The 21,718-nt window shown below is 66.4% G+C and carries 19 protein-coding genes; 9 read left to right on the top strand and 10 right to left on the bottom strand.

Going from position 1 to position 21,718, the window contains the following annotated elements; translation table 11 throughout:
• Positions 1 to 6: 6 nt before the first annotated feature.
• Genes KBY71_RS09160 through hemL form a run of 4 tightly spaced genes read right to left on the bottom strand, consistent with a single transcriptional unit; the run spans position 7 to position 4,795 of the window.
• Positions 7 to 939 carry a branched-chain amino acid ABC transporter permease gene (locus tag KBY71_RS09160; protein ID WP_254928617.1) on the bottom strand — a complete coding sequence of 311 codons (933 nt, stop codon included), beginning with the start codon at positions 937 to 939 and terminating at the stop codon, positions 7 to 9.
• 11 nt (positions 940 to 950) lie between these two features.
• Positions 951 to 2,240, bottom strand: coding sequence for an ABC transporter substrate-binding protein (locus tag KBY71_RS09155; RefSeq protein WP_254928616.1), 1,290 nt, complete (start codon positions 2,238 to 2,240; stop codon positions 951 to 953).
• Between the two features lie 9 nt (positions 2,241 to 2,249).
• A complete protein-coding gene (locus KBY71_RS09150) occupies positions 2,250 to 3,482 on the bottom strand; it encodes an ABC transporter substrate-binding protein (protein ID WP_254928615.1) in 1,233 nt (410 codons plus the stop codon).
• Positions 3,479 to 4,795 (bottom strand): glutamate-1-semialdehyde 2,1-aminomutase, encoded by a 1,317-nt coding sequence (gene hemL / locus KBY71_RS09145; protein ID WP_254928614.1) that lies wholly within the window; start codon positions 4,793 to 4,795, stop codon positions 3,479 to 3,481. Before hemL ends, KBY71_RS09150 begins: the two co-directional genes overlap by 4 nt.
• A 96-nt stretch (positions 4,796 to 4,891) precedes the next feature.
• Here hemL and KBY71_RS09140 point away from each other — a divergent pair, with 96 nt between their 5' ends.
• Positions 4,892 to 6,364 carry an FAD-linked oxidase C-terminal domain-containing protein gene (locus tag KBY71_RS09140; protein ID WP_254928613.1) on the top strand — a complete coding sequence of 491 codons (1,473 nt, stop codon included), beginning with the start codon at positions 4,892 to 4,894 and terminating at the stop codon, positions 6,362 to 6,364.
• On the opposite strand, the gene xth is transcribed toward KBY71_RS09140, so the two are convergent.
• Positions 6,361 to 7,191 carry an exodeoxyribonuclease III gene (gene xth, locus KBY71_RS09135; RefSeq protein WP_254928612.1) on the bottom strand — a complete coding sequence of 277 codons (831 nt, stop codon included), beginning with the start codon at positions 7,189 to 7,191 and terminating at the stop codon, positions 6,361 to 6,363. The two genes, KBY71_RS09140 and xth, sit on opposite strands and share 4 nt — an antisense overlap.
• 57 nt (positions 7,192 to 7,248) lie before the next feature.
• Here xth and KBY71_RS09130 point away from each other — a divergent pair, with 57 nt between their 5' ends.
• On the top strand, positions 7,249 to 7,611 hold the full coding sequence (locus KBY71_RS09130) for a hypothetical protein (protein ID WP_254928611.1): 363 nt from the start codon (positions 7,249 to 7,251) through the stop codon (positions 7,609 to 7,611).
• Here the strand turns inward: KBY71_RS09130 and KBY71_RS09125 are convergent.
• On the bottom strand, positions 7,541 to 8,380 hold the full coding sequence (locus KBY71_RS09125) for a hypothetical protein (protein WP_254928610.1): 840 nt from the start codon (positions 8,378 to 8,380) through the stop codon (positions 7,541 to 7,543). The genes KBY71_RS09130 and KBY71_RS09125 overlap by 71 nt on opposite strands.
• 85 nt (positions 8,381 to 8,465) lie before the next feature.
• Between KBY71_RS09125 and KBY71_RS09120 the strand changes: the two genes are divergently transcribed.
• From KBY71_RS09120 to KBY71_RS09105, 4 genes are read left to right on the top strand one after another with little or no spacing between them, the layout of a single operon-like run.
• Positions 8,466 to 9,188: a hypothetical protein gene (locus KBY71_RS09120; RefSeq protein WP_254928609.1), complete on the top strand. Its 723-nt coding sequence runs from the start codon at positions 8,466 to 8,468 to the stop codon at positions 9,186 to 9,188.
• Between the two features lie 10 nt (positions 9,189 to 9,198).
• Positions 9,199 to 9,843 carry a hypothetical protein gene (locus KBY71_RS09115; protein WP_254928608.1) on the top strand — a complete coding sequence of 215 codons (645 nt, stop codon included), beginning with the start codon at positions 9,199 to 9,201 and terminating at the stop codon, positions 9,841 to 9,843.
• Positions 9,844 to 11,076 carry a nickel pincer cofactor biosynthesis protein LarC gene (gene larC, locus KBY71_RS09110; RefSeq protein ID WP_254928607.1) on the top strand — a complete coding sequence of 411 codons (1,233 nt, stop codon included), beginning with the start codon at positions 9,844 to 9,846 and terminating at the stop codon, positions 11,074 to 11,076.
• A complete protein-coding gene (locus KBY71_RS09105) occupies positions 11,073 to 12,056 on the top strand; it encodes a lysylphosphatidylglycerol synthase domain-containing protein (protein ID WP_254928606.1) in 984 nt (327 codons plus the stop codon). Before larC ends, KBY71_RS09105 begins: the two co-directional genes overlap by 4 nt.
• On the opposite strand, the gene KBY71_RS09100 is transcribed toward KBY71_RS09105, so the two are convergent.
• From KBY71_RS09100 to KBY71_RS09085, 4 genes are all read right to left on the bottom strand, one after another.
• On the bottom strand, positions 12,053 to 13,696 hold the full coding sequence (locus KBY71_RS09100; RefSeq protein WP_254928605.1) for a glycosyltransferase: 1,644 nt from the start codon (positions 13,694 to 13,696) through the stop codon (positions 12,053 to 12,055). The two genes, KBY71_RS09105 and KBY71_RS09100, sit on opposite strands and share 4 nt — an antisense overlap.
• 13 nt (positions 13,697 to 13,709) lie before the next feature.
• Complete coding sequence (locus KBY71_RS09095) at positions 13,710 to 16,418, bottom strand: filamentous hemagglutinin N-terminal domain-containing protein (protein ID WP_254928604.1); 2,709 nt, start codon at positions 16,416 to 16,418, stop codon at positions 13,710 to 13,712.
• Positions 16,419 to 16,430: 12 nt separating this feature from the next.
• The gene (locus KBY71_RS09090; protein WP_254928603.1) at positions 16,431 to 18,218 is read right to left on the bottom strand and encodes a ShlB/FhaC/HecB family hemolysin secretion/activation protein; all 1,788 of its coding nucleotides are present in this window, start codon (positions 18,216 to 18,218) and stop codon (positions 16,431 to 16,433) included.
• A 163-nt stretch (positions 18,219 to 18,381) separates the two neighbouring features.
• Positions 18,382 to 19,104 carry a hypothetical protein gene (locus tag KBY71_RS09085; protein WP_254928602.1) on the bottom strand — a complete coding sequence of 241 codons (723 nt, stop codon included), beginning with the start codon at positions 19,102 to 19,104 and terminating at the stop codon, positions 18,382 to 18,384.
• Positions 19,105 to 19,326: 222 nt separating this feature from the next.
• On the opposite strand from KBY71_RS09085, the gene KBY71_RS09080 reads away from it, so the two are divergent.
• The 3 genes from KBY71_RS09080 to KBY71_RS09070 all read left to right on the top strand — a co-directional run.
• Positions 19,327 to 19,800, top strand: a complete 474-nt coding sequence (locus tag KBY71_RS09080) for a hypothetical protein (RefSeq protein WP_254928601.1) — start codon at positions 19,327 to 19,329, stop codon at positions 19,798 to 19,800.
• On the top strand, positions 19,797 to 20,177 hold the full coding sequence (locus KBY71_RS09075) for a hypothetical protein (protein ID WP_254928600.1): 381 nt from the start codon (positions 19,797 to 19,799) through the stop codon (positions 20,175 to 20,177). The genes KBY71_RS09080 and KBY71_RS09075 overlap by 4 nt, the downstream gene beginning before the upstream one ends.
• A 94-nt stretch (positions 20,178 to 20,271) precedes the next feature.
• The coding region (locus tag KBY71_RS09070; protein ID WP_254928599.1) for a mechanosensitive ion channel domain-containing protein at positions 20,272 to 21,718 on the top strand (1,447 nt) is incomplete at its 3' end.

Below are 21,718 nucleotides of genomic sequence, written 5' to 3'. Positions count from 1 at the left end.
GGATGGCTACACCTTTTCGGCCAGGGGCCGTCCCAGCAGACCCTGGGGCCGGATCAGCAGCATCAGAAACAGAAAACCAAAGGCCACGGCGTCCTTGTAGCCCGAAAGATGGCTCGGTACGCAGGCCTCCGCCAGTCCGATGATCAGCCCCCCCAGCACCGCGCCAGGCACGCTGCCGAGGCCGCCGAGCACCAGCACCCCCAGCCCCTTAAGCCCGTAGCCGATGCCGAAATAGGGGCCGGCGATGCTCACGCTCAACCCCACCAGGCCCCCGGCCACCCCGGCCAGGAAGCCACTGATGCCGAAGGCGATCTGGATCATGCGGCCGCTGTTGATCCCCAGCAGCTGGGCCGTCACCGGGTCTTCGGACACGGCCTGCAGCGCCTTGCCGCTGCGGCTGCCGTCGATCCAGATCGAGAGGGCCACCAGCAAGAGGCCGGCGATGACCAGCAGCAGCACCTGCACGGTGCGCACCTTGGCGCCGGCGATGCTGAGGGCCACCGGCAGCGCCTCCAGCGTTCCCACCGGGATCGAATAACTCTCGGCTCCCACCAGCAACTGGATCAGGTTCACCAGGATCACCCCGGCCCCGAGGCTGGTGATCAGGGCCTGCAGGGGGTCAGAGCCCCGGTCGCGCAGGGGGCGAAAGGCGATGCGTTCGCCCACCAGCGCCACCGCCGCCGCCCCCAGCCCCGCCAGGGGCAGGGCCAGCCAGAAGGGCAGGCTGAAGGGCAGCTGCAGACCGGCCATCAGTCCATTGGCCCCCACCGCGCCTCCGATCAGGAAATAGGTGAAGTAGGCCCCCAGGGTGAAGATGGCGCCATGGGCGAAGTTGATCACGCCCAGCACCGAAAACACCAGGGTGTAGCCCAGGGCAAACAGGGCATACACCGCCCCCACCGAGAGACCGTTGAACAACAGTTGCAGCAGGCCTTCCATGCGCTCTGGGTCTAGGGCTGGGTTGGTGAAGGGTTGGGCAGCAGCGCAAAGCGCCCTGTTTTGCCTGAGGCGTCCATCTTCACGCGGGCCACGTAAAAGTCCTTCTGGATCACCTCTCCTTCCGGTGTGAATCGGATCTCACCCAGGGGGGTGTCGTAGGTGCCCTGGAGGAGGACGGTGTTGAGGGCGCGGCGCAGGTCCGGCAAGGGCATGCTGACCAGGGCCTGGCCTTTGGGCGGCTGAATCTGAAGTTTCTGGGCTTTGCTGACCAGGTTGGGGCTCAGACGCTTCAGGGACTCTTGCCTGTCGAGGCGGCTCAGGGCCTCGTGGATCACCTGCAGGGCGGCGTAGGCCTGGGCTGTGAACTGCGGGGGTGCCGTGTCTCCATGCTGCTGTTGATAGCGCTGCACAAAGCGACGGTTGACGGCCGTTTGGGTCTCAGGGCTGTAGGCCTGGGCAATCAACAGGCCGTCGCAATAGCGTTGGCAGACGGAGTAGATGTTCGGGGAGTTCATGCCGTTCCCCGCTGCAATCAGGCCTGTGTATCCCATCTCCCGGAGCTGGCGCACGAGGTTGCCGCCATCGTTGGGCAGGGCGGAGATCACGATCAGATCGGGCTTGGTTTGCAGCGTGTCGGCAATCGGCTTCTGAAAATCAATGTCGGCGGTGCTGGTGCGCTGCACGGTGACCAGCTTCAGCCCCAGCCCCTGGATGCTCTTTTGGAAGATCTTGGTTTCTGAGGTGCTGTAGGCATCGTCCTGGGCGAAGAAGACGGCCACCCGTTTCAGCTTGGGGTTGAGCCGCTTGGCCGCCTGGATGGATAGGGGGGCCACCCTGGACACGGGAGCGGAGATGCGCGACACGAAGGGGCCGATCTCGGGAATGCCGATCGCCGTGTTGGAGGCCCCCAGCACCGGAACGCCGGCACGGTCGGCGATCGGATCCACGGCGAAGGCCTGCTGGGAGAGGGAGGGGCCAACCAAGGCGACCACCGGTTGCTGCAGCAGTCGTCGAAAGGCCGTGGTGGCGGTCTGCTCGTCGGAGCCACCGTCCTCCAGCCGCAGGGTCAGGGCCGGTGCGCGGCCACCGAATTCGGCCTCGGCGAGCTCCAGGCCAACCCGTTGGTCCTGGCCGATCAGGCTGGCATTGCCGGTGAGCGCGACCACGGCCCCCAGGGTCAGGGTTGGGCTGCCGGAAGGGGAACGACTGGCGGGTTGGCAGCCCACCAATACTCCGCAAGCCCCCACCAAGCCCACCGCCAGAGCCGTGAAGGGGAGCGAAGGCGGCTTGATCGGGGGCATGGGATGGGGTTACGGCAGCAGGGTGAAGCGACCACTCGTGCCATCCGCATTCATGCGCACCTTGGCCACATAGAAGTTCTTCTGGATCACTTCCCCCTCTGGCGTGAACCGGATTTCCCCCAGGGGTGTTTGGTAGGTGCCGCTCAGAATTTCATCCATCAGGGCCTTGCGGGCCTTCGCCAGCGGCAGGGTCTTGAGGGGCTGTTGCCGATCGAGGCGCTGGAGGGCTTCGCCGATCACCTGCATGGCGGTGTAGGCCTGGGCGGTGAGCTGGGGAGGGATCCGGGTGGCGCTGGGGTTGCGGGCCTGGGCTGCGGCGAAGGCGGCGAGGAAGCGCTGGTTGGTTGGGGTGCGCAGCTCGGGGCTGTAGGCCTGGGCGATCAGGATGCCGTCGCAGTACCGCTGACAGATCGGGTAGATGTTCGGCGTGTTCATGCCGTTGCCCACCACGATCGGCCCCTTGTAGCCCAGTTCCCGCAGCTGACGGATCATGTTGCCGCCGTCGACGGCCTGCAGCGACAGCACCACCAGATCGGGCTGCTGATTGAGGGCGGCGGTGATCTGGTTCTGGAAGTCCTGGTCGTTGAGCTGGGTGCGCTGCACCGTCACCGGCTTGAGCCCCTTGTCCGCCAGGGCCTTCTGGAAGATCACGGTTTCAGCCGTGCTGTAGGCGTCGTCCTGGGCGTAGAACACGGCCGCCCGGCGGATGCCGGGATTCAGTTTCAGGGCCTGGGCGATCGAGAGCGGCGCAATCACCGAGCTCTGGGCTGAAACGCGGCTGATGAAGTGGCCGATCTGGGGAATGCCCTTGGCTGTGTTCGACGGGGCCACCACGGGCACGCCCCGGCGCTGGGCGATCGGATCGGCGGAGAAGGCCTGTTGGGAGAGGGTGGGCCCGATCAGGGCCAGCACACCGCGGTTGATCTGCAGGTTGAAGGCCGCATTGGCGCTGGGCTCATCGCTGCCGCTGTCTTCGAGGGTGAGGGCAATCGGCTGGCCGTTGACACCGCCGGAGCCGTTCAGGGCCTTCAGGGCCAGTTCGATCCCGGTTTTCTGGTCTTGGCCGTACACGTTGGCATTGCCCGTGAGCGCCAGCACGGCTCCCACCGGAACCCCCTTGCTGAGATTCACCGGGCCATTGGCCGTGGTGTCGCTGCAGCCACTGAGGCTGGCGGCGCTGGCGAGCAGGGCCACCAGGCTGGCGCTGAACCGGCGCTTCATCCGGGGGGGCTGGCTGTTCAAGCGACTGCCGCAAAGCTGTCGCGGAAGGCGGTGATGGTGGCGTCGATGTCGGCGTCGGAGTGGGCCAGGGAGGTGAAGCCCGCCTCGAAGGCGCTGGGGGCGAGGTACACGCCGCGCTCGAGCATGGCCCGGTGCAGCTTGCCGAAACGCACGGTGTCGGCGGCCTTGGCCTCCTCGAAGTTGCGCACCGGGCCTTCGCAGAGGAAGAAGCCGAACATGGCACTGATCGAGCCGCCGGTGATGGGCAGGCCGGCGCTGCGGGCGCCCTCGAGGATTCCGTCGATCAGGCGCTTGGTGACGACCTCCAAGCGCTCGTAGGTGCCGGGCTGCTTGAGCAGCTCGAGGGTCTTGATGCCGGCGGTCATGGCCAGGGGATTGCCGCTGAGGGTGCCCGCCTGATACATCGGGCCGGCTGGGGCCACCATGGCCATGATGTCGGCCCGGCCGCCGTAGGCGCCCACGGGCAGACCGCCGCCGATCACCTTGCCCATCGTGGTGAGATCGGGGGTGATGCCGAACTTGGCCTGGGCCCCGCCGTAGCTGATGCGGAAGCCGGTCATCACCTCGTCGAACACCAGCAGGGCGCCGTTGTCCTTGGTGAGTTCGCGAATGCCCTCCAGGAAGCCCGGTTCGGGGGTGATGAAGCCCGCATTGCCCACCACGGGCTCGAGGATCACGCCGGCGATCTCCCCGGGGTTCTCGGCGAACAGCTGCTTGACCGCCTCAAGATCGTTGTAGGGGGCGGTGAGGGTGCTGGCGGCGGTGCTGCGCGGCACACCGGGGGAATCGGGCAGGCCCAGGGTGGCCACCCCGGAGCCGGCCTTCACCAGGAACATGTCGGCGTGGCCGTGGTAGCAGCCCTCGAACTTGATGATCTTTTCTCGGCCGGTGAAGGCGCGCATCAGGCGCAGCACCGACATGCAGGCCTCGGTGCCGCTGTTCACGAAGCGCACCATCTCCACCGAGGGCACCGCCTCGATCACCAGTTCGGCGAGGGTGTTTTCCAGGGCGCAGGGGGCCCCGAAGCTGGTGCCCTTGTCGAGGGCCTCATGCAGGGCGGCGATCACCTCGGGGTGGGCATGGCCGCAGATGGCCGGCCCCCAGCTGCCGATGTAGTCGATGTAGCGGTTGCCGTCCACGTCCCAGGCGTAGGCCCCTTTCACCCGGTCGAACACGATCGGCTGGCCGCCCACGGAGCGGAAGGCGCGCACCGGGGAGCTCACGCCGCCTGGCATCAGCTTCTGGGCGGCACTGAAGAGTTCCTGGGACCGGGTGGTGTTGTGCACAGGAGCCGAAACAGGAGCCGAGGTCAAGGCGGGATCCGCGGAGGAAGAAAACCGCCGCCCATCCTGACCTAAAACCGGCCCCTTCGCGTCCTCGGTAAGTTCAGGGGGCTTGCCACGGGTGCCGTGAGCGTCAACTGGCCAGAGCTGGAGCGGCACCTGCGGCAATGGCTGCCGTCCCGCGCCGTGGTGGCGGCCCGTCAGGAGTTGCTGGCCTACGACTGCGACGGCCTGACCCTGGAGCGTCACCAGCCCCGCCTGGTGGTTCTCCCCGAGACAACGGAGCAGGTAGCGGCCATCGTGCGCCACTGTCACCGGGAGGGGGTGCCCTTTGTGGCCCGGGGCAGTGGCACCGGACTCTCCGGCGGCGCGGTGGCTGAAACCGACGCCCTGGTGATCGCCACCAGCCGCATGCGCCAGGTGGTGGCGGTGGATCTGGAGAACCGCCGCATCACGGTGCAGCCCGGCGTGATCAACAGCTGGGTGACCCGAGCGGTGGCCGGTGATGGCTTCTATTACGCCCCCGACCCCTCCAGCCAGGTGGCCTGCAGCGTCGGCGGCAACGTGGCCGAAAACTCCGGTGGGGTGCACTGCCTCAAGTACGGCGTCACCAGCAACCACGTGCTGGCCCTGGAGGTGGTGCTGCCCGACGGCACGGTGACCACCCTGGGCAGCGAGCTCGATGAAACGCCCGAGCTCGACCTGCGCGGCGTGTTCATCGGCAGTGAGGGCACCCTGGGCATTGCCACGGCGATCACCCTGCGGCTGCTGCGGGCGCCCCAGAGCGTGGCCGTGCTGCTGGCCGATTTCACCAGCATGGAGGCGGCCGGGGAGGCGGTGCGGCAGGTGACCGCCTCCGGCTTGTTGCCGGCTGGGATGGAAATGATGGATCGCCTCACCATCGAGGCGGTGGACGACTACTTCGGCGTGGATGAATATCCCCGCGATGCGGCGGCCCTGCTGCTGATCGAATTGGACGGCCAGGAACGGGAGGTGGTCGCGGCGGTGGAGCTGGCCACCGCGCTCTGCCAGGCGGCGGGGGCCCGCACCGTGCGCCAGGCCACCGATGCGGCGGAGCGGGCGCTGCTGTGGAAGGGCCGCAAGTCGGCGATTTCGGCCCTGGGGCGCCGCTTCCCCAGCTACTACCTGCAGGACGGCGTGGTGCCCCGCAGTGCCCTGCCCCGGGTGCTGGCGGCGATCGAGGAGCTCAGCGCCAGCCATGGCATGCCGGTGGCCAACGTGTTCCACGCCGGCGACGGCAACCTGCACCCCCTGATCCTCTATTCGGCCCAGGAGCCCGGCATCCAGGAGCGGGTGCAGGCCCTGGGCGCCGCGATCCTGCGGCTGTGCGTGGATGCCGGCGGCAGCATCACCGGCGAGCACGGGGTGGGATCCGACAAGCGCTGCTATCTCGACTGGATGTACGGCCCCGACGACCTGGCCACCATGCAGCTGGTGCGTCAGGCCTTCGATCCCGCCCGTCTGGCCAACCCCGGCAAGATCTTCCCCACCCCCCGCAGCTGTGGGGAGTCGGCGCGCCGGGCAGCGGTGCTCCAGGCCCAGGGCGCTGCCCTGCCGGAGGAGGCCGTGGCCTTCTAGGCGTCCTCGTCCTCGTCCTCGCCGTCCTCCGGCGGCCACACCAGGTTCACCACCACCGGCGCATGGTCGCTGGGCTGCTCGTTGCCGCGGGTGGCCTTGTGGATCACGCAGCCGGTGGCGCAGTCCAGCAGCTCCTCCGAGAGGTAGATGTGGTCGATGCGCCAGCCCTGGTCCCGGTCCCAGGCGCCGCTGCGGTAGTCCCACCAGCTCCAGTGGCCGCTGTCCGGCTCGAACACCCGGAACACGTCGCTGAGCCGCTCCGCCAGCGCCGTTTGCAGGGCCGCGCGCTCCGCGTCGCTGGCCATGATCCCGCCGCTGAGCCGCTCCGGGTCGGGCAGGTCGCGGGCCTCGGGGCCGATGTTGAAGTCGCCCACCATGCAGAGCGGATCGCCCTGCTGCTCCTGGGCCGCCAGGTAGCGCTGCAGGCAGGCCAGCCACTCGAGCTTGTAGGCGTACTTCTCGCTGGTGAGGGAGCTGCCGTTGGGCACGTAGAGGTTGAGCACCCGCACCCCCTCGATCAGGGCGCTGATCACCCGTTTCTGCTCGCTCAGCCCCGGTGCGTCCGGGTCGTTGGGCAGCAGGGCGTCAAAGCCAATCTGCACATCCTCCAGGGGGAGCCGGCTGAGGATGGCGACGCCGTTGTAGGCCTTCTGGCCGCTGATCGCCACGCGGTAGCCCCGGGCCTCGAAGGCTGCCTGGGGAAACAGCTCGTCGGTCACCTTGGTTTCCTGCAGGCACAGCACCTCGGGTTGTTCCTGCTCCAGCCAGGCCAGCACCTGCTCCAGGCGCGTGCGCACCGAGTTCACGTTCCAGCTCGCGATCCGCATGGGCCTTGAACGGCGCAACTAGGATGAGTATCTGAGCAAGCCGGAGCACTGTCCCCCATGGCCGCTTTGCGTTTTCACAAGCTGATTGCCTGGGGCGGGGCGGGTGTGTTGATCGGAATCTTTGGTCTCGGCCCAGGGGGCCAGGCCCCTCCAGCTGCGGCGCAGGAAAAGGGGTACGGACAGACGATCAGCAGCCCCCAGCAGGAGCGGGAGCTGGATTACGGCACCGGCACCAACCGGGGCGGATCGGCGCTGGATTCGACCAATCCCTGGGAACTGATGAACAAGCTGCGCAAGGCCTCCTCCCTCGACGACGCCACCCAACCGGGCGATGCCGTGGATGCGGCCCTCAAGGATTTTGATTCCCAGTCGTCGCCGCCGGCAAAGGCTTCGCCGGCGGCGACGGTGAAGGGGCCCTGAGCGGGGCCAGGCCCCAGGCGGCGGCCACCTGATCCAGGCGCGGATCGCTGGGCCCCGGCTTGCGGGCCCGCGCCAGGGCCAGGGACTCCTGCGCTCCCTTGATGTCACCCCGTTCCTGCTGCAGCATCGCCCGGGCCAGCAGGGGCCGCTGATCCGTGGGGAAGCCAGCCGCCAGCTTGAGCAGCAGGGATTCGGCCTGGCCCGGCTGGCCGCGTTTCTGCAGCACGTTGGCCAGCAGCAGCCCGATCGGCAGGGCCTCCGGTTTGAGCTGGGGTTTGCTGGCCCGTTGCAGGGCCGCCTCCAGCTGGCTCTGGGCCTGGGCGCCCCGGCCGGTCTCCAGTTGCAACAGGGCCATCAATTGCAGGCCCTCGATCTGGTCGGGCCGCAGGTTGAGCAGCTGGCGCACCTCCCGTTCGGCGCCGCTGCGGTCTTTTTGGTCGCGCCGCAATTCGGCCAGCAGCAGGCGCAGCGACCACTGCTGGGGTCGCTGATCGGCCAGGCGCTCCAGCAGCACCGTGGCCTCGGCCTTGCGGTCGAGGGCCACCAGCAGCTCCAGCAGCCGTTGCTGTTCGGCCTCGCTGGCCTCGCCGGTGTTGAGCCGCTGCTGCAGGTCAGAGGCCTGGCCTGCCAGGGTGCGACGGGCGGCGTCGGCGGCTTGCGGGCCGTTCTGCAGCTGGCCGAGCCACCAGCCGCCGCCCAGGCACAGCAGGCCGATGCCGGCTGCGGCGAGTCCCGTCCAGATTCCGGAGCGGTTGGCAGCGGGCGGCATCGGGGCGGGAGATGCGGTTGGCTGCCAGTCTGCCCCGCTTCCTGCACCCGGTCCGCGTGGTCCGGGGCCACCTAAAGTCACCGCCATGCGCCAACACCCCATTTCTCCGGTCACCGAGCCCACCCAGTACCGGGCCATTGGCGTGGTGCGAGGGGTCTATGTGCCCACCGACGCTGAGCAGCTCACCCGCGGGGTGATCCGCACGGACGACGGCGTGGAGCTCGAGGCGGTGGTGCTCGGCCGACTGCTCACCCTGATGCGGCGCCACCTCAACCTGGCGGAGCCCCACCTCTGGGTGGTGTATCCCCGCTCCCGGGAAGAAGAAGGGCTCCACCTGCAGATGGTGGGGGTGTGGGAGCCCAGCACCCTGGCTGCCGGCGAAGAGGGCGAGGCTCCAGCTGCCGAGTCGGCCCAGGATGCCCTGCCTGAGGGCGACGACTACTTCTCCGTGCGCGGTGAGCTGATCTACACCCGGCCCGAATCCGGCGACCTGGTGGTGAAGGTGCGGGTGATGCCCCGCCCCGATGGCAGCCGCCCGGTGCCCTTCAAGCTCCAGCTCAAGGGCGACCTGCCCCTGGAGCACCTGCGCCATTTCGTGGCCCTCAACCTGCGGCGCCAGGGCCAGGTGCTGCAGCTCGAAACCTTTGAGGTGATTGGCCCGGTGGCCCAGCGCGGCAACCGGGGCGGCAAGGGGCGCCGCGATGGCGGCTCCGCCAAGGGCGGTAAGGGAGGGAAGGGTCGCTCCCCCGCAGCCAGCCAGGCTGGGGGTGGCCACCGCGACGGCGCCGTCAGCCGGCCTGCGCCCTAGTTACGCCACCATGACCCAACCCCTGGCGGCGGGCCTGGCCGTGGCCCTGGTGAGTCTGGCGGCGATCCTGGGCCCTTCCCTGGGCCTGTCGCCCTGGTGGATCACCCTGGCCACCGCCCTCGGGCTGGGCAGCCTCACCGTCGATGCGGCCCGCTTTGGCGGCCGCGGCGGCCATGTGCTGGCCGAAGCCTTGCCCGGTGGCGAGGGGCGCCTGCGGCGGATTGCGGTGCATGAGGCCGGTCACCTGCTGGTGGCGCGCGAGGAGGCGATGCCGGTGCGGCAGGTGCTGGTGGGCTCGCTCGCCTGCCTGCGGGCGGGCCTCAGTGCCAATGGCAGCACGGAGTTGGAGCCGCCGGCCCACGCCAAATTGCCCGCCGAGGAGCTGCGTCGCTGGAGCCGGGTGCTGCAGGCCGGCATGGTGGCCGAGCAGCTGATCTACGGGCAGAGCACGGGGGGGGCCGATGACCGGGCCCTGTTGGGCCGGCTCTGGGGCCTCTCCGGCCTCGATGTGGACACGGCCCAGCGGGAACAGCGGCGCGCGCGGCGCGAGGTGGAGCAGTGGCTGCGGGCCCGGGAGAGCGATCTGCGATCGGAAGCCGATGGGCTGCTGGCGGTGGCGCCGCGGCTGGGCCGCCCCCAGGCCGGGGAGGGCTGAATGGCCCTGGCGCTGCTGGATGCGCCCACCGGTCTGGCCGGCAACATGCTGCTGGCGGCCCTGCTGGATCTGGGGCTGCCCGAGGCGGAGATCCATCGCCCCCTGGCGGCCCTGGGGCTGGCCGACGCCTACCGGCTGGAGCTGGAGGAACGCCGCAGCGGCGGCCTGCGCGGTTTGCATCTGGCGGTGGTGAGCCTGGAGCCCCAGCCGCCGCACCGCCACTGGGGTGAGCTGCGCGGCCAGCTGGAGAACGCTCCCTGGCCCGAGCCCCTGAAGCAGCGGGTGCTGGCGGTGTTTGGCTTGCTGGCCCAGGCGGAGGCGGCGGTGCATGGCCACAGCCCCGAGCAGGTGCACTTCCACGAGGTGGGGGCCCTCGATGCCCTGGTGGATGTGGTGGGGGTGTGCGCCGGCCTGGTGCATTTCGGCGTGGAGGAGCTGGTGTGCAGCCCGCCACCGGCGGGCCATGGCGTGGTGGTCACCGCCCACGGCACCCTGCCCCTGCCGGCGCCTGCTGTGTTGGAGCTGGCCCGCCTGCGGGCGATTCCCCTGGCCTCAGCCGAGGGCTTCCCTCCCGGGGAACTCACCACCCCCACCGGCCTGGCCCTGGCGGCCTGCTGGGCCAGCCGCTTTGGCCACGCCCCCACCCATGTGCCGCGCCAGGTGGGCGTGGGGCTGGGTTCGCGCCAGCTGGATCGCCCCAACCTGCTGCGGCTCACCCTGGCGGAAGCATCACTCGGAGCACCACTCGATGCCCCACGCGAAGGGCCCCACCTCGACACGCCCCAGCTCGAAACCGTGCTGCTGCAGCAGGCCCAGATCGACGACGCCACCCCCGAAGACCTGGCCTTCCTGAGCGAGGAGCTGCGCCGCGCCGGCGCCCTGGAGGTGTTCAGCCAGGCGATCGCCATGAAGAAAGGCCGGAGTGCCCAGCTGATCACGGCCCTGGTGGCCCCGGAGCAGGCCGAGGCCCTGCGGCAGGTGTGGTGGCGGCATGGCACCACCCTGGGGTTGCGGGAGCAAGCGCAGAGTCGTTGGGTGCTGCCGCGCCGCAGCCTGGAGCTGGCCACGCCCCTGGGGCCGGTGCGGCTCAAGCAGGCCAGGCTGCCCGATGGCCGCTGGCGCAGCAAACCGGAACACGACGACCTGGTCGCCCTGGCGCGCCAGCACACACTGGGGATCGATCAGGTGCGGGCCATCGTGCAGCACACCCTCGAGCACTCTCTCCAGCCGTGACCCTGCCGCCTGCGATCCAAGCCCTGCTCGCGCGCCTCCGGGGCTGGCTGGAGACCCTGCCGCCCCTGCCCGGTGGCCTGAAGCTGTGGATCAGCCTGCTGAGCTTCGGCTTCCTGCTGGCCGCCCTGGTGGGCCACGGCCGCCAGTTGCTCCAGCTCAGCCTCGATGGCCAGGGCTGGCTGTGGCTGCTGCTGGGGGTGGGCGTGAGTTTGCTGAGCCTGGTGGCCAATGGGGTGGGCCTGGGGGTGGTGCTGCGCTGGCTGGGCCTGCGCCCCCGTTGGCCGGAGCTGGTGCGGGCCTACCTCGCCACCAACCTGCGCAAGTATCTGCCTGGGGGCATCTGGCACCTGGCTAGCCGGGTGCAGCTGTTGCGCAGCGCTGAGGCTCCGCTGGCGGCGCCCGCTTCCGGTGGGCTGGCCCTGGCGGCGGTGCTGCTCGACCCCCTGGTGGCGGCGGTAGCCGCCCTGGCGCTCGTGGTGGCCGGGGGCTGGCAACACGGTTTGGCGCTGCTCGCCGTGCTGCCCCTGGCCTTGCTCTGGCCCCGTTGGCTCAATCCCGTGCTGGCGCGGCTGGAGCGCCGCAAGGCCTCGGAGCTGGGGATGGAGAGCGAGGCGGCCGCTGTTCCGCCGATCCGCAGCTACCCCTGGCCGCCGCTGCTGGTGCAGCTGGGCTTTGTGCTGCTGCGCTTCGCTGGATTTGCCTGCTGCGTGCAGGCCTTTGATCTCTCCTACAGCCTGGGCTGGGGCGGCTGGCTGGCGGGCTTCGCTCTGGCCTGGACCGCCGGCCTGGTGGTGCCCGGCGCCCCCGGCGGCCTGGGGGTGTTCGAGGCCGTGCTGCTGCTGCGGCTGGGCGTCGCCATTCCGGAGGCCCCGCTGCTGGCGATTGCGATCAGCTATCGCCTGGTGGCAACGCTGGCCGATCTTCTGGCGGCGCTCACGGCCCGGTTGGATCAGCCGCACGGACCCCACGGATTGCGCTAGGCGCCGCCTTCGAGCCCGGCGGGCTGCGCACTGGGGCTCAGCAAAGCCAGCAGTCGCTGCTGTAGGGGGGGATCGTCAGGCCGCTGAGCCAGTAGGCGTCCGAGCCAGCGGATCGCCTCGGCCCGATCGCCGCGCTGCTCCGCCAGATCGGCCAGGCCCCCCCAGATCACCCGATCGGCCGCCGGCCAGTAGAGGTGGCGGAGGTAGGGGTTGGAGCTGGCGGGATGCCAGGCGCCGATGGGGCCGTCCCCTTGGGTGGGGCGGTGTTGTTCAACGATCCGCGCCCCCTGCTCCAGCCAGAAGCGTTCGCCGTTGGTGCGTCCCAACGCCCGCAGACTGATCACCAGCATCGTGATCGCCGGCAGGTAGTCGGGCTGAAGAGTGAGCAGCTCCGGCAGCAGACGCACCACGGCCGCGTAATCGGCCAGCTGGTAACAGCAGGCGGCTTCGCGGTACAGGCGCGCTGCCCGATAGTGATCATCGTCTGGTGGCCGCAGGGAGGCCAGCGCCAGGGGCAGTCGCTGAACCTGCTGGAGGGCCAGGGCCGGGTCTGCCTGGGCAGCGGCGGCGTGCAGCGCGGCCTCATCGAGCATCGGCAGGACCGGACGGAAGCGCTGGTGGTAATCGCGCATGCGCTGATCCCGCAGGGCAGGCGTCAGCCCCACCCGGTGCAGCAGGGCATCCAGCTGTGGACGCTCCTGCTCCAACAGCTCCAGGCCGCGGGCATAGAGCTCTGGGCCGTAGTCAGAACGGAGCTGTTCGCCGCAGTGCTCAAACACCTCGGCGCTGTACAGCACGATGGCGCAGCGCAAGCTGTTCATCAGCAGGGCGGGCACCCCTGCGGACTCCCGATCGCTATGGCGATAGGAGGGCTCGGGCAGCTGGACGCCATCGCCTGGACAGGGATCCGCGCAGGGAGAGGGGGGCGGCCCCGGAGGTGCATCGGCGAAGGCGTCCTTGTAGAGGTGGCCAACCTTCAGATCCTGATGCAACCAGCAGCGGTAGCCCACCAGGGAGGCCCACATCGAGAGGAAGCGGTCTTCATGGCCCCAGCCCTCGAGGAAATCAGGAAACCCCTCCAGCCGTTCGTAGACATGGCGGCGAATGGCAAAGAACCCCCCGTTGACGAAGGGCACCTCAATGCCGATCAGGGGCTCGTTCTGCTGGGGAACCCAGGCCGGCTGCTGATGGCACAGCCGACGGCTGGTGTAGACGTGGCCAACGGTTCCCTGGCCGTTGCGGGTGTCATAGCAATCGAGGGCGAGTAGATCGCAGGCGGGATTGCTGAATCGATGCTGCAGCTGGAGCCAAAGATCGGCCTGGGGGAAATCCAGGTGGGCATCGAGGAACACCAGCACCTCACCGCGACAGCCGCGGGAGGCCTGGCGACGCCCCGCCGATACCCCCAGACACTGGGAGACACGCTGTAGCCGCAGCACACCCTCGCGTCGGCGCGAGAGCCAGGGCTCCTGGTCGCAGAACGCGCTGCAGCCATCGCTGGAGGCGTCATCGAGCACGGAGGCCTCGAGGCCACCCTCCGGTGGATCGAGGGCAAAAGCCCCGGTGAGGGTGCGCTCCAGATGGCCACCCTCATTGCGGCTGCCAATGACCAAACTCAGCCACGGGCCAGCGTTCGTCATGGCTGGGGCTGCATCACGGTTGGCCGATGGTGAGCACGAATCTCCCCTGGCCGCCAGTCAGGGTTGGCATCGTCAGTAGGACGTCGAGGGGCAGGGGCACCAGGGTGGTGTCCTTAATGGTGAAGGTCTGGCTGGAGGAGTCGTAGTCCAGCGCTGCCGGCAACTGGCTTCCGTTCGGCAGGGTTGCACGGCTCTGGGCGGGTAGGCCTCCCTTGACGTTGGCCTCGATGAGGGCGCGGGGAACCTCGTAACTCACGGCCAGGCCAGGGCGCTGTGATTCTGTTCCGGCCGCCCGCAGGCCGGACAGGTCTCGAACGACAGCCGGCTTGAGCACGGCGCGCGAACCATCCTGAGCCGGCGTTGGCCCCACCGATGGAGCGAGGGTCGGCGCCACCGTTGGAGCAAGGGTTGGCACCGCCGGCGTTGGAGAGGGAACGGCAGTTGTGGGAGTGGGAGCGGCGGTGGGCCGCATGGTGGGAGCCAGGGTTGGCGGCGCTGCCGTTGGAGCAAGGGTTGGCGCTAGCGGCGTCGGAGACGGCACCGCCATCGTGGGAGTGGGAGCGGCGGTGGGCCGCATGGTGGGAGCCAGGGTTGGCGGCGCAGCCGTTGGAGCAAGGGTTGGCGCTAGCGGCGTCGGAGACGGCACCGCCATCGTCGGTGTGGGAGCGGCGGTAGGCCGCATGGTGGGAGCCAGGGTTGGCGGCGCAGCCGTTGGAGCAAGGGTTGGCGCTAGCGGCGTTGGAGATGGCACCGCCATCGTCGGAGTTGGAGCGGCGGTAGGAGTGGGAACAGGCGCATAGCCGGTCTTGTCCGGGGCTTTGCCCTGCTGCACCCAGGTGGACTGAGCCGATCCCTGAGGGGGTGGGGTGGCGTTGCCTCGGATGGGCAACGATTCCTGGAAGGGAACGACGGTTGTTGCGCCAGGCCGAGTCACGGTCTGGACGACTTGCGGGGTGAAGGTGTTCCCCGTCGGAACCGATGGCTTGTTGACTTGTCCGTTTTGGAAGAAGCTGCTCGCTGTGGTGACGTAATACCGGCCACCCAATTGATAGACCACGCTGTTGCCTTTGGGATCCGCCACAAAGTGGGGGGATTGACCAGGCCCTGAGCTGGCGAAGTGACCTTTCCAGTAGGTCACTTCGCCAGTCTGAGCTTGTACCTCGCGGCATCCGGGGCAGTGAGGTGGGCCTTTAGTTTCGCTACCGCGTCCGTGATACCAACCTCCCTCTTTCTCTACATATGTACCGGTGGTTGCAGGCAGGCCCTCCAGACCTGACGGTGGCTTGCCCATGCCCTGAGGGATCTGAGACCCAGGCGCCAGCACCGTCTCTGTGCTGGGTGGTCCCTGAATAGTGCGTACCCAGCTCACTTCACCTGAGATGGGGTTGTATGAAGCCTTCTCGCCATTGCTTCCCGTTAAAGTCCCTTGCCCCCCGGAGACTGAGATCGAGAAGGCGCCGGAGCCAAACTGATCAATGAAGTTCTGACTCAGAGACTGTGTTGAGTCAATAACAAGATTGCCGCCGACCAATTGGCCGTTGGCATCAAAGGTGACTCGATCAGCCGCCAGAAGGGTGGCGCCAGGTGGCAATTGCAAGCCGAGGAGGGTGGCTTCCAGCTGATCATCAATCAGTTGATTGGATTGTGCGTCACGCAATGTCCTGCGAAGTCCACCCGTGGTGGCTTGGCGATGTCCTTCCTCAATGGCTTCAATGCCATCGTATAGATAAAAATTCGCGGCTCTAAAATTTGGAGAGAAAAATAGATCGTCAAACTGCCCACGCCTGGCCCCACTGGTTCCGATCACGACCCGCTCGAAGTCGTAGGTGGCTCGCAGGGAGAGTCGAATGTTCTGGGGAGATGGCCTGCCACTGACCTGGGTGAAACCAAAGCCTGTGGGCAATGTTGGTGCCGGGGCCCCTGGCATTCCAGGGATGGGTTGGGTGTACGCGTTGCTAGACAGGCCGGTGGTGCCAAGCCAGAGCGAACCCTCAGCAACCACGCCATTGACGGTGGTGTTGACGCCATCGGTGCCGGTGCTGGCATTGCGGAAGCCCAGCGATTCCAGCCTTGCTGTCGGCCCAACACTGATGAATGGAGCGATCAGGCCAATGCCGCCGCCATTGGTGGATCGGATCGAGCCATCAACGGAAATGGGCCCACTGGCGTTGTTGAGTTCAATGCTGATCAGCGGGGCATTCAGCCCGCTGCCGTAGTCAACGCCAGTCAGGAATTTGGAAATAGAGTCGGACATCAAGCTGCCCGTGCTCAGCAGGATGCTCGGGGCAGAGATGGACGCAGTTCCACCAACGGAGATCCCCTGATTATTCAGAAGGATGATTGGATTGATGGCGTTAAGAGCGCCATTGATCTGGCTCGCGCCGCCACCTCTGACATAGTTGAGGACGGCACCATTGTTCTGGAAATTGACCGTATTGCCACTACCGATGTTGAAGCTGCCCCAGCTGATCACCGAACGTCCGGTTGTGGTGACGGTAAGTGTGTTGGGGTTGGGATTGGTGAAGCTTGTGGGTGTTGATGCTGGGTCAACTATTGGAGACGTTGGCAGCGATTGAGCGTAGATCGCTATCTGTGTCAGCAGGGGGCCCGACAGGGTGAGTGCAGCTATGCCGGTGCGCGTGGAGTGGCGCCAGATAGGCCCCCACTTCAGGGAAAGCAAAGGACGATTGGCTTTTTCAGAGGATTGTGGATGTAGGGTCATGTCAGTTCCTCCTTAAAACCACAACCGCACAGACGCCCAGACAATGGGCCCCTGCTTTTCGCCATCGGCATTGATATCGTCAATGGTGCCGGAATTGGAGCCAATGGGAATGGCAAGTTTGACCGACGCCAGCCATTCGCCTGACGTTCCGATGTCAACGCCAATTCCTGTGCCGGCAAGGCCATAGGAATTGGGCTGCAGCGAGCCAAAGAAGGGCTCGGTCCAGCGCCAGATCACCCCACCATCCAGGAAGGCCACGAATGCCAACTTTGGAGCGACGCGATAGATCAGGTCAAACTGACCACTAAAACCACTATCGCCGGGCGCCTCACCGGGCGGATAGGCGCGGACACCATTGGGATAGCCCAGCGACATTTTCTCGGCCCCATCAAGATTGTTAAAAGCTTTCTGGGCTTGAACAAAGATTTTGGCTTGCCAGCGGCTGGAGAAAATCTGGTAGCGACTGTAGATCAGTCCGATTTTGTTGAAGATTCCATCGGTGTTGGCTGTGAAAGAATCGAGCTCAAGATCTTGCAGGTTGCCGCCTCGATCTAGGTTCCCCAGGCTGTATTGAAGGAATCCAGTGTTGAGGCCTGTGCCTAGCCAGCTATCCTGATGCTCTGCCAGTAGTGAGAAGCGACCGACTTGGCTGTTTTTGTCGCGGATTTCAAAGTTTTCAACTTTGTCTACGTAGGCGTTGTACTCACCACTGAAGCTGCCCCAAAGCGATTGCGTGGGCCGACGCCAAAGTGGCTGCTTGATGCCTAACCTGATATTGGAGGAATAACCATTGACGTCAATTGGATAAAATTCTTGAAGAAGGCGATAGCTGCTGTAGTTGGCGTAGAGATTGATTGAGGCGCCATCTGGGGTGATCGGCATCTCGTAAGCAACGCTGCCCGCCAAGCTTCCTGTGGCCTCGTCGTTGAACCACCATTGGCCATCGAGTGTGAGCTGCTCACCCCGACCAAGCTGGTTGGCACTGACCAGCGTTAAGTCAACATCTACAGTTCCCAGATATCGGTTGATCTCGTTATTCACATTCAGCTCGCCACTGCTGCGGTTGCCATCCTTGATTGTGAGCACCACATCTGTTTGGCCTAACGTCTCGCCGGCTTGGAGGGTTGAGTTAATGCGTGAGCCCGGTAGATCATTGAGTTTCAGTAGGGCCGAGGTGAGTTTGTCGAGCCGCAGCAGACTTCCTTGGGGCACGGAGGCCAGGATGGTGGCTCGCGCAATCCCATCGGAGAGGTAATGGGGGATTTTGCTGTTGATCTTCACTTCGCCCATGCGAGCTTCGGTGACGTTGATCACCAGCTCACCCCCCTTGGGGCCGCTCGGGTCGATGCTCACCAGTGCCAGTAGATTGCGCGCGCGGTAGCTATCACGGATGGCGACCCGCAAGGCTTCCAAGTCAACCAGGCTGATCGGACGATTGAGATAGGGGTTGGCCAGTGCGTTCAGCTCTGCAGCCCACGGGGTGCTGACGCCGATAAATCGGACGCTCGTGTAGAGAAAGGATGCCGTCGACTCAAGGGGCTGCGCTTCTTCATCGGGCTTGGGCTTATTTTGCTGCTCCTGCCGTTCCTGTAGTTGCTTTTGGTTTTGCTGCTCAATGGCGTCGCGCAACTGCTGATCGCGTTGATAGCGCTGAATGGCTCCGGAGGGCAGCTGCTGGGCTCCCGCCGCCAGTGAGGACCCACAAACAAGGCCTGCTAGCGCCAGCGGGGTGAGGGAGTGCCAGCGAAGCATTGAGCCGATCAAGTTGAGAGCTGTCCAGTTCAATCTCTTGTAGCTCAAGGGCGCGGGCTTCGGTGTGCTCAGTGTGCGAAGTGATGCAAAGGGTGGAGCTGTTTGCGTTTTTCTTCCCTTTGCGAGCGTAGATGCGCTCTCCATTGGATCGTCGCTTGCTAGGCGTGATTGAGCACAACGTGTCTCATCGGTTCGGCCGCTGGCCAGCTCCTTAGCGGCAACGGGAGGGATTGGAGTAGGTGAAGGACTGGTAGCGATTCAGAATGCTGCGCACATCCACGCAGCTGTCCCCGCGCTTCCAGAAGGAGTCCATGCCGTTTTCCCTTGGGCTCGATTGGATGTAGGTGTATCCCGATGAGGTCAGCCGACTCTCGACATAACCGGGATCACCTCCCGCCAGATTCTGAAGCTCCGGCACCGGCTGGCCCTCGGCTCCTGTTGATCCGTTGCTGTGCTTGCCGCCAGACAGCAGGGCTCCGATCAAGGCACCCACGGCAGCCCCGGCCAATGTGGCTCCGGTGGAGGTGCTGTGGTGATCGTCAAACTGGGCGTTTGGGTTGGTGACCGTGTCTGTTTTAACCGCCAGTTGATGGGTGAAGCGGCCATCGTTCCAGGTGAAGCGCCCCATGCTGCCCTGGTCTTCAAACAGCACATTCTGTTCAATCCCCGATGGGGTTTCCACATGCAGTTGTTGACGGCTTGGGCCTGAGAATCGGAACCGATTGCCATTCTCCAGGTCGACAACAAAAACGCTGGTGCCTCCGTTTTGCTTCTGTTTCACCGTGCAGTAACCGTTATACGCTTGATAGCCATTTTCTTTCAGTTGGCAGCGTCCATTGGCTCGGGCTACGGTTTCGGCCTGCGCGGGAACGGCCAGGGCCGTGCTGGAGATCAAGAGGGCGCCGAGTAGGCCAAACTTGCGTTTAATAGACATTGCAGGATCGTGTCTTCGCTTCCAACACTTTAGGCCTGTTCATTGCCGCTCGCACGTTTCAATCTGTGCAGGATTGATGTCAATGTAAAAGAATCTGCTCGCCCGCCCGAAGCTGACGTGAGCATGGGAGTCTCTCGGCTCTTAGCGCCATGAACACGGGGGAGCCGGCCTATTGCGCTGCGACGCGGCGCTCACCGAAACCCTGCTGAAGGAGATGACGCCATGACCCATTGGTTGGCTCTGCCCCTGCTGCTCACGGCCGCTGGCCCCGCCGTGGCTCAGACCATCGTGGTGCCGGTGCCCAGTCCCTACAGCTATGACGCAGGCAGCCTGCGACAGCTACCGCTGAACGGCAGTCAGAGCCGCTACATCGGCTTTACCGGGCACACCGTGATCACGTGGCCAGCGACACCCGCACGGTTCAACCCCGGCAATCCAGGCACACTGCAATGCGGCAATGGCCGTTGCTGGCAGCAGGGCTACATCCCTCCCTCCCTCACGGGCGGTACGCCGAGTGGTTCCATGCAGTCGTTCTTTCGGTATCAGCTCGACTGCCGCGACCGCAGCTTCAACCGCATCGGTGATGTCCGCGTGCCGGCGGCGGTGCCCAAGGGCTGGCAGCCGGTGGAAAACGACCCCACGGCATTGGCGGTGGCTGATGCCTGGTGCCCTCGGATCCAGGGGCTGCTGCCATGAGCAGAGATCCATGTCGATCCCTTCGTTGGCTGTTGTTGCAGCTGGGTCTTGGCCTGGCCTGGATCACGCTGCTGGCTACTCGTGCATCGGCCCCGGTGGGGGTCGGGCTCACACCAGCTCAGGTGGGGCAGATGCTCCTGCTGGCGGGCTGGCTACCCAGCGTGGCCTTGGCGGTGTGGCAGATGGGGCATCGCAGTTGGCGCGCCCTGATCGCTAGCGATGTGTTCGGCGCTGGCCTGTTGGTGCTGCTGGCCTGCACCGCCTATGTGCCCCTGTTCTTTTTCCATGTGGTGTGGTTCCTGCCTTTGGCCCTGCTGCCGCGAGGGGTGCTGGCGGAGTTGCTGGACCGGCTGCTGCCCCGGCTGTGGGACCCCTGATCCGCCCATGCCGCTGAATCGCTACCGCGAAGTCGGGGGGTGTCATGGGCGCGGCCCCGCGCCACCATGCACACGCTTGTCGTCTGGCGATTTCTTGGCTGCATCGACCGTGGCTCACCGGGAGCGCCTGTGGCATCGGCAGATCTGCGGGCTCCAGCGGTTGCTGCTGATCCCGCTGTTGAGCCTGTTGCTGCTCAGCGGCACGGCCCTGGCGGTGGATTCCGGCAATGCGCCACCGGAGGCGGCGGCCCCTGTGGGCAGCTACGACGTTGCACCGGTGCGCATCCTTGGCATCCCGGTGATGAGTGTGGCGGCTCCGGTTGTGAGCCGGGGTGCTGGCATCCCCGATGCCCGGCAGCGGGCGACGGTGATTGAGGGCAACCTGACGTTGCTCTATCAACCCCACGCGCTCTGCAGTAGCGGCGAGCAGATCTCCGAAGCGCTGCTGGAAGGTTTCATTCTCGGTGGTCCAGCGGAGCAGCGGCTCTGCGTCGGGGATCCCTGGACGGTGCTGGGGCGGCCCGACGATCTCACGGTGGTGACCGCCACCGACAAGGACGGTCAGGTGCAGTTGCGGGCGCAGATCAAGGGCCGCGCCACGCCGCTGACGCTGCTCACGGTCACTGAGGCTGATGCCCAGCTGCACGGCATGAGCCGTGGCGCGCTGGCTGATCGCTGGCGCCAGATGCTGCAACGGCGTTTGCGTCATGCCCGCTTCACGGAACAGGCCAGCCAGATCTCGCTGCGCCTCAAGATCACCCTGATCGGCGAACTGGTGCTGGCCGGCACCAGCGCGGCGACGCTCTGGCTGTGGGCGCGGCTGCGGCGCCGGCTGCAGCGGCGGATCGATCCGGCAGGACAGGGCAGTGGCATCGCCAGCCCAGGAGATCGCTGGCTTCAGAGGCTGTTGCGGCTGCTTTTCATCGCTGTTCTGGCCCAGCTGGTGTTGATGGCTGGTCTGGCTGTGGCCGCCGTGCCCGGCCAGGTCCCACTGGCCATCACGGTGTTAATGCAACCCCTGGCGATCCTGTTCAAGGTGGTGTTGCTGGGGCTGGTCGCCGCAGCCCTGCGCTGGTTGGCGCGCTTCGTGCTGCGGCAGTGGGTGAGCAACTTGGCGGTGCCGCTGGAGGAGCGTGCCCGGCGGCAGCAGCGCTACCTCAACCTCAGGCAGGTCAGCCATCGCTTGATCGATTTGGGTTGCATCGCCGTGCTGGTGGTGTTGGTGCTGGCGGATGTGCCCGGGATTCGGGAGCTCACCCTCGGAGCCTGGTTGGCCGGCGGCGCTTTGCTGGGTGGTTTAGCAATCGCTTTTCAGGGGCTCCTGCGCGATGGCGTGGCGGGCCTGGTGGCGCTGCTTGATGACCACTACGCCGTGGGCGATGTGGTGGAGGTGAACGGCGTGGTTGGCGAAGTCGTGGATCTGGGCCTGTTGGTGACGGAGTTGCGCACCGGCGATCAGCGGGCGGTGCAGTTCGCCAACAGCGCGCCGCAGCAGCTGATCAACCACACCAAGATCCGCTCTGGCGCTGAGGTGTTGATCC

Origin of the sequence: Cyanobium sp. T1B-Tous (genome assembly GCF_024345475.1) — a bacterium.
GTDB lineage: Bacteria > Cyanobacteriota > Cyanobacteriia > PCC-6307 > Cyanobiaceae > Cyanobium_A.
This window is presented reverse-complemented; position numbering and strand designations above follow the sequence as displayed.

Bases quoted from the DNA above. Each gene is read 5' to 3' on its own strand.
- KBY71_RS09160 (WP_254928617.1), bottom strand. From the start codon at position 939: ATGGAAGGCCTGCTGCAACTGTTGTTCAACGGTCTCTCGGTGGGGGCG.
- KBY71_RS09155 (WP_254928616.1), bottom strand. From the start codon at position 2,240: ATGCCCCCGATCAAGCCGCCTTCGCTCCCCTTCACGGCTCTGGCGGTG.
- xth (WP_254928612.1), bottom strand. From the start codon at position 7,191: ATGCGGATCGCGAGCTGGAACGTGAACTCGGTGCGCACGCGCCTGGAG.
- KBY71_RS09130 (WP_254928611.1), top strand. From the start codon at position 7,249: ATGGCCGCTTTGCGTTTTCACAAGCTGATTGCCTGGGGCGGGGCGGGT.
- KBY71_RS09125 (WP_254928610.1), bottom strand. From the start codon at position 8,380: ATGCCGCCCGCTGCCAACCGCTCCGGAATCTGGACGGGACTCGCCGCA.
- KBY71_RS09120 (WP_254928609.1), top strand. From the start codon at position 8,466: ATGCGCCAACACCCCATTTCTCCGGTCACCGAGCCCACCCAGTACCGG.
- KBY71_RS09115 (WP_254928608.1), top strand. From the start codon at position 9,199: ATGACCCAACCCCTGGCGGCGGGCCTGGCCGTGGCCCTGGTGAGTCTG.
- larC (WP_254928607.1), top strand. From the start codon at position 9,844: ATGGCCCTGGCGCTGCTGGATGCGCCCACCGGTCTGGCCGGCAACATG.
- KBY71_RS09100 (WP_254928605.1), bottom strand. From the start codon at position 13,696: ATGACGAACGCTGGCCCGTGGCTGAGTTTGGTCATTGGCAGCCGCAAT.
- KBY71_RS09095 (WP_254928604.1), bottom strand. From the start codon at position 16,418: ATGACCCTACATCCACAATCCTCTGAAAAAGCCAATCGTCCTTTGCTT.
- KBY71_RS09085 (WP_254928602.1), bottom strand. From the start codon at position 19,104: ATGTCTATTAAACGCAAGTTTGGCCTACTCGGCGCCCTCTTGATCTCC.
- KBY71_RS09080 (WP_254928601.1), top strand. From the start codon at position 19,327: ATGACCCATTGGTTGGCTCTGCCCCTGCTGCTCACGGCCGCTGGCCCC.
- KBY71_RS09075 (WP_254928600.1), top strand. From the start codon at position 19,797: ATGAGCAGAGATCCATGTCGATCCCTTCGTTGGCTGTTGTTGCAGCTG.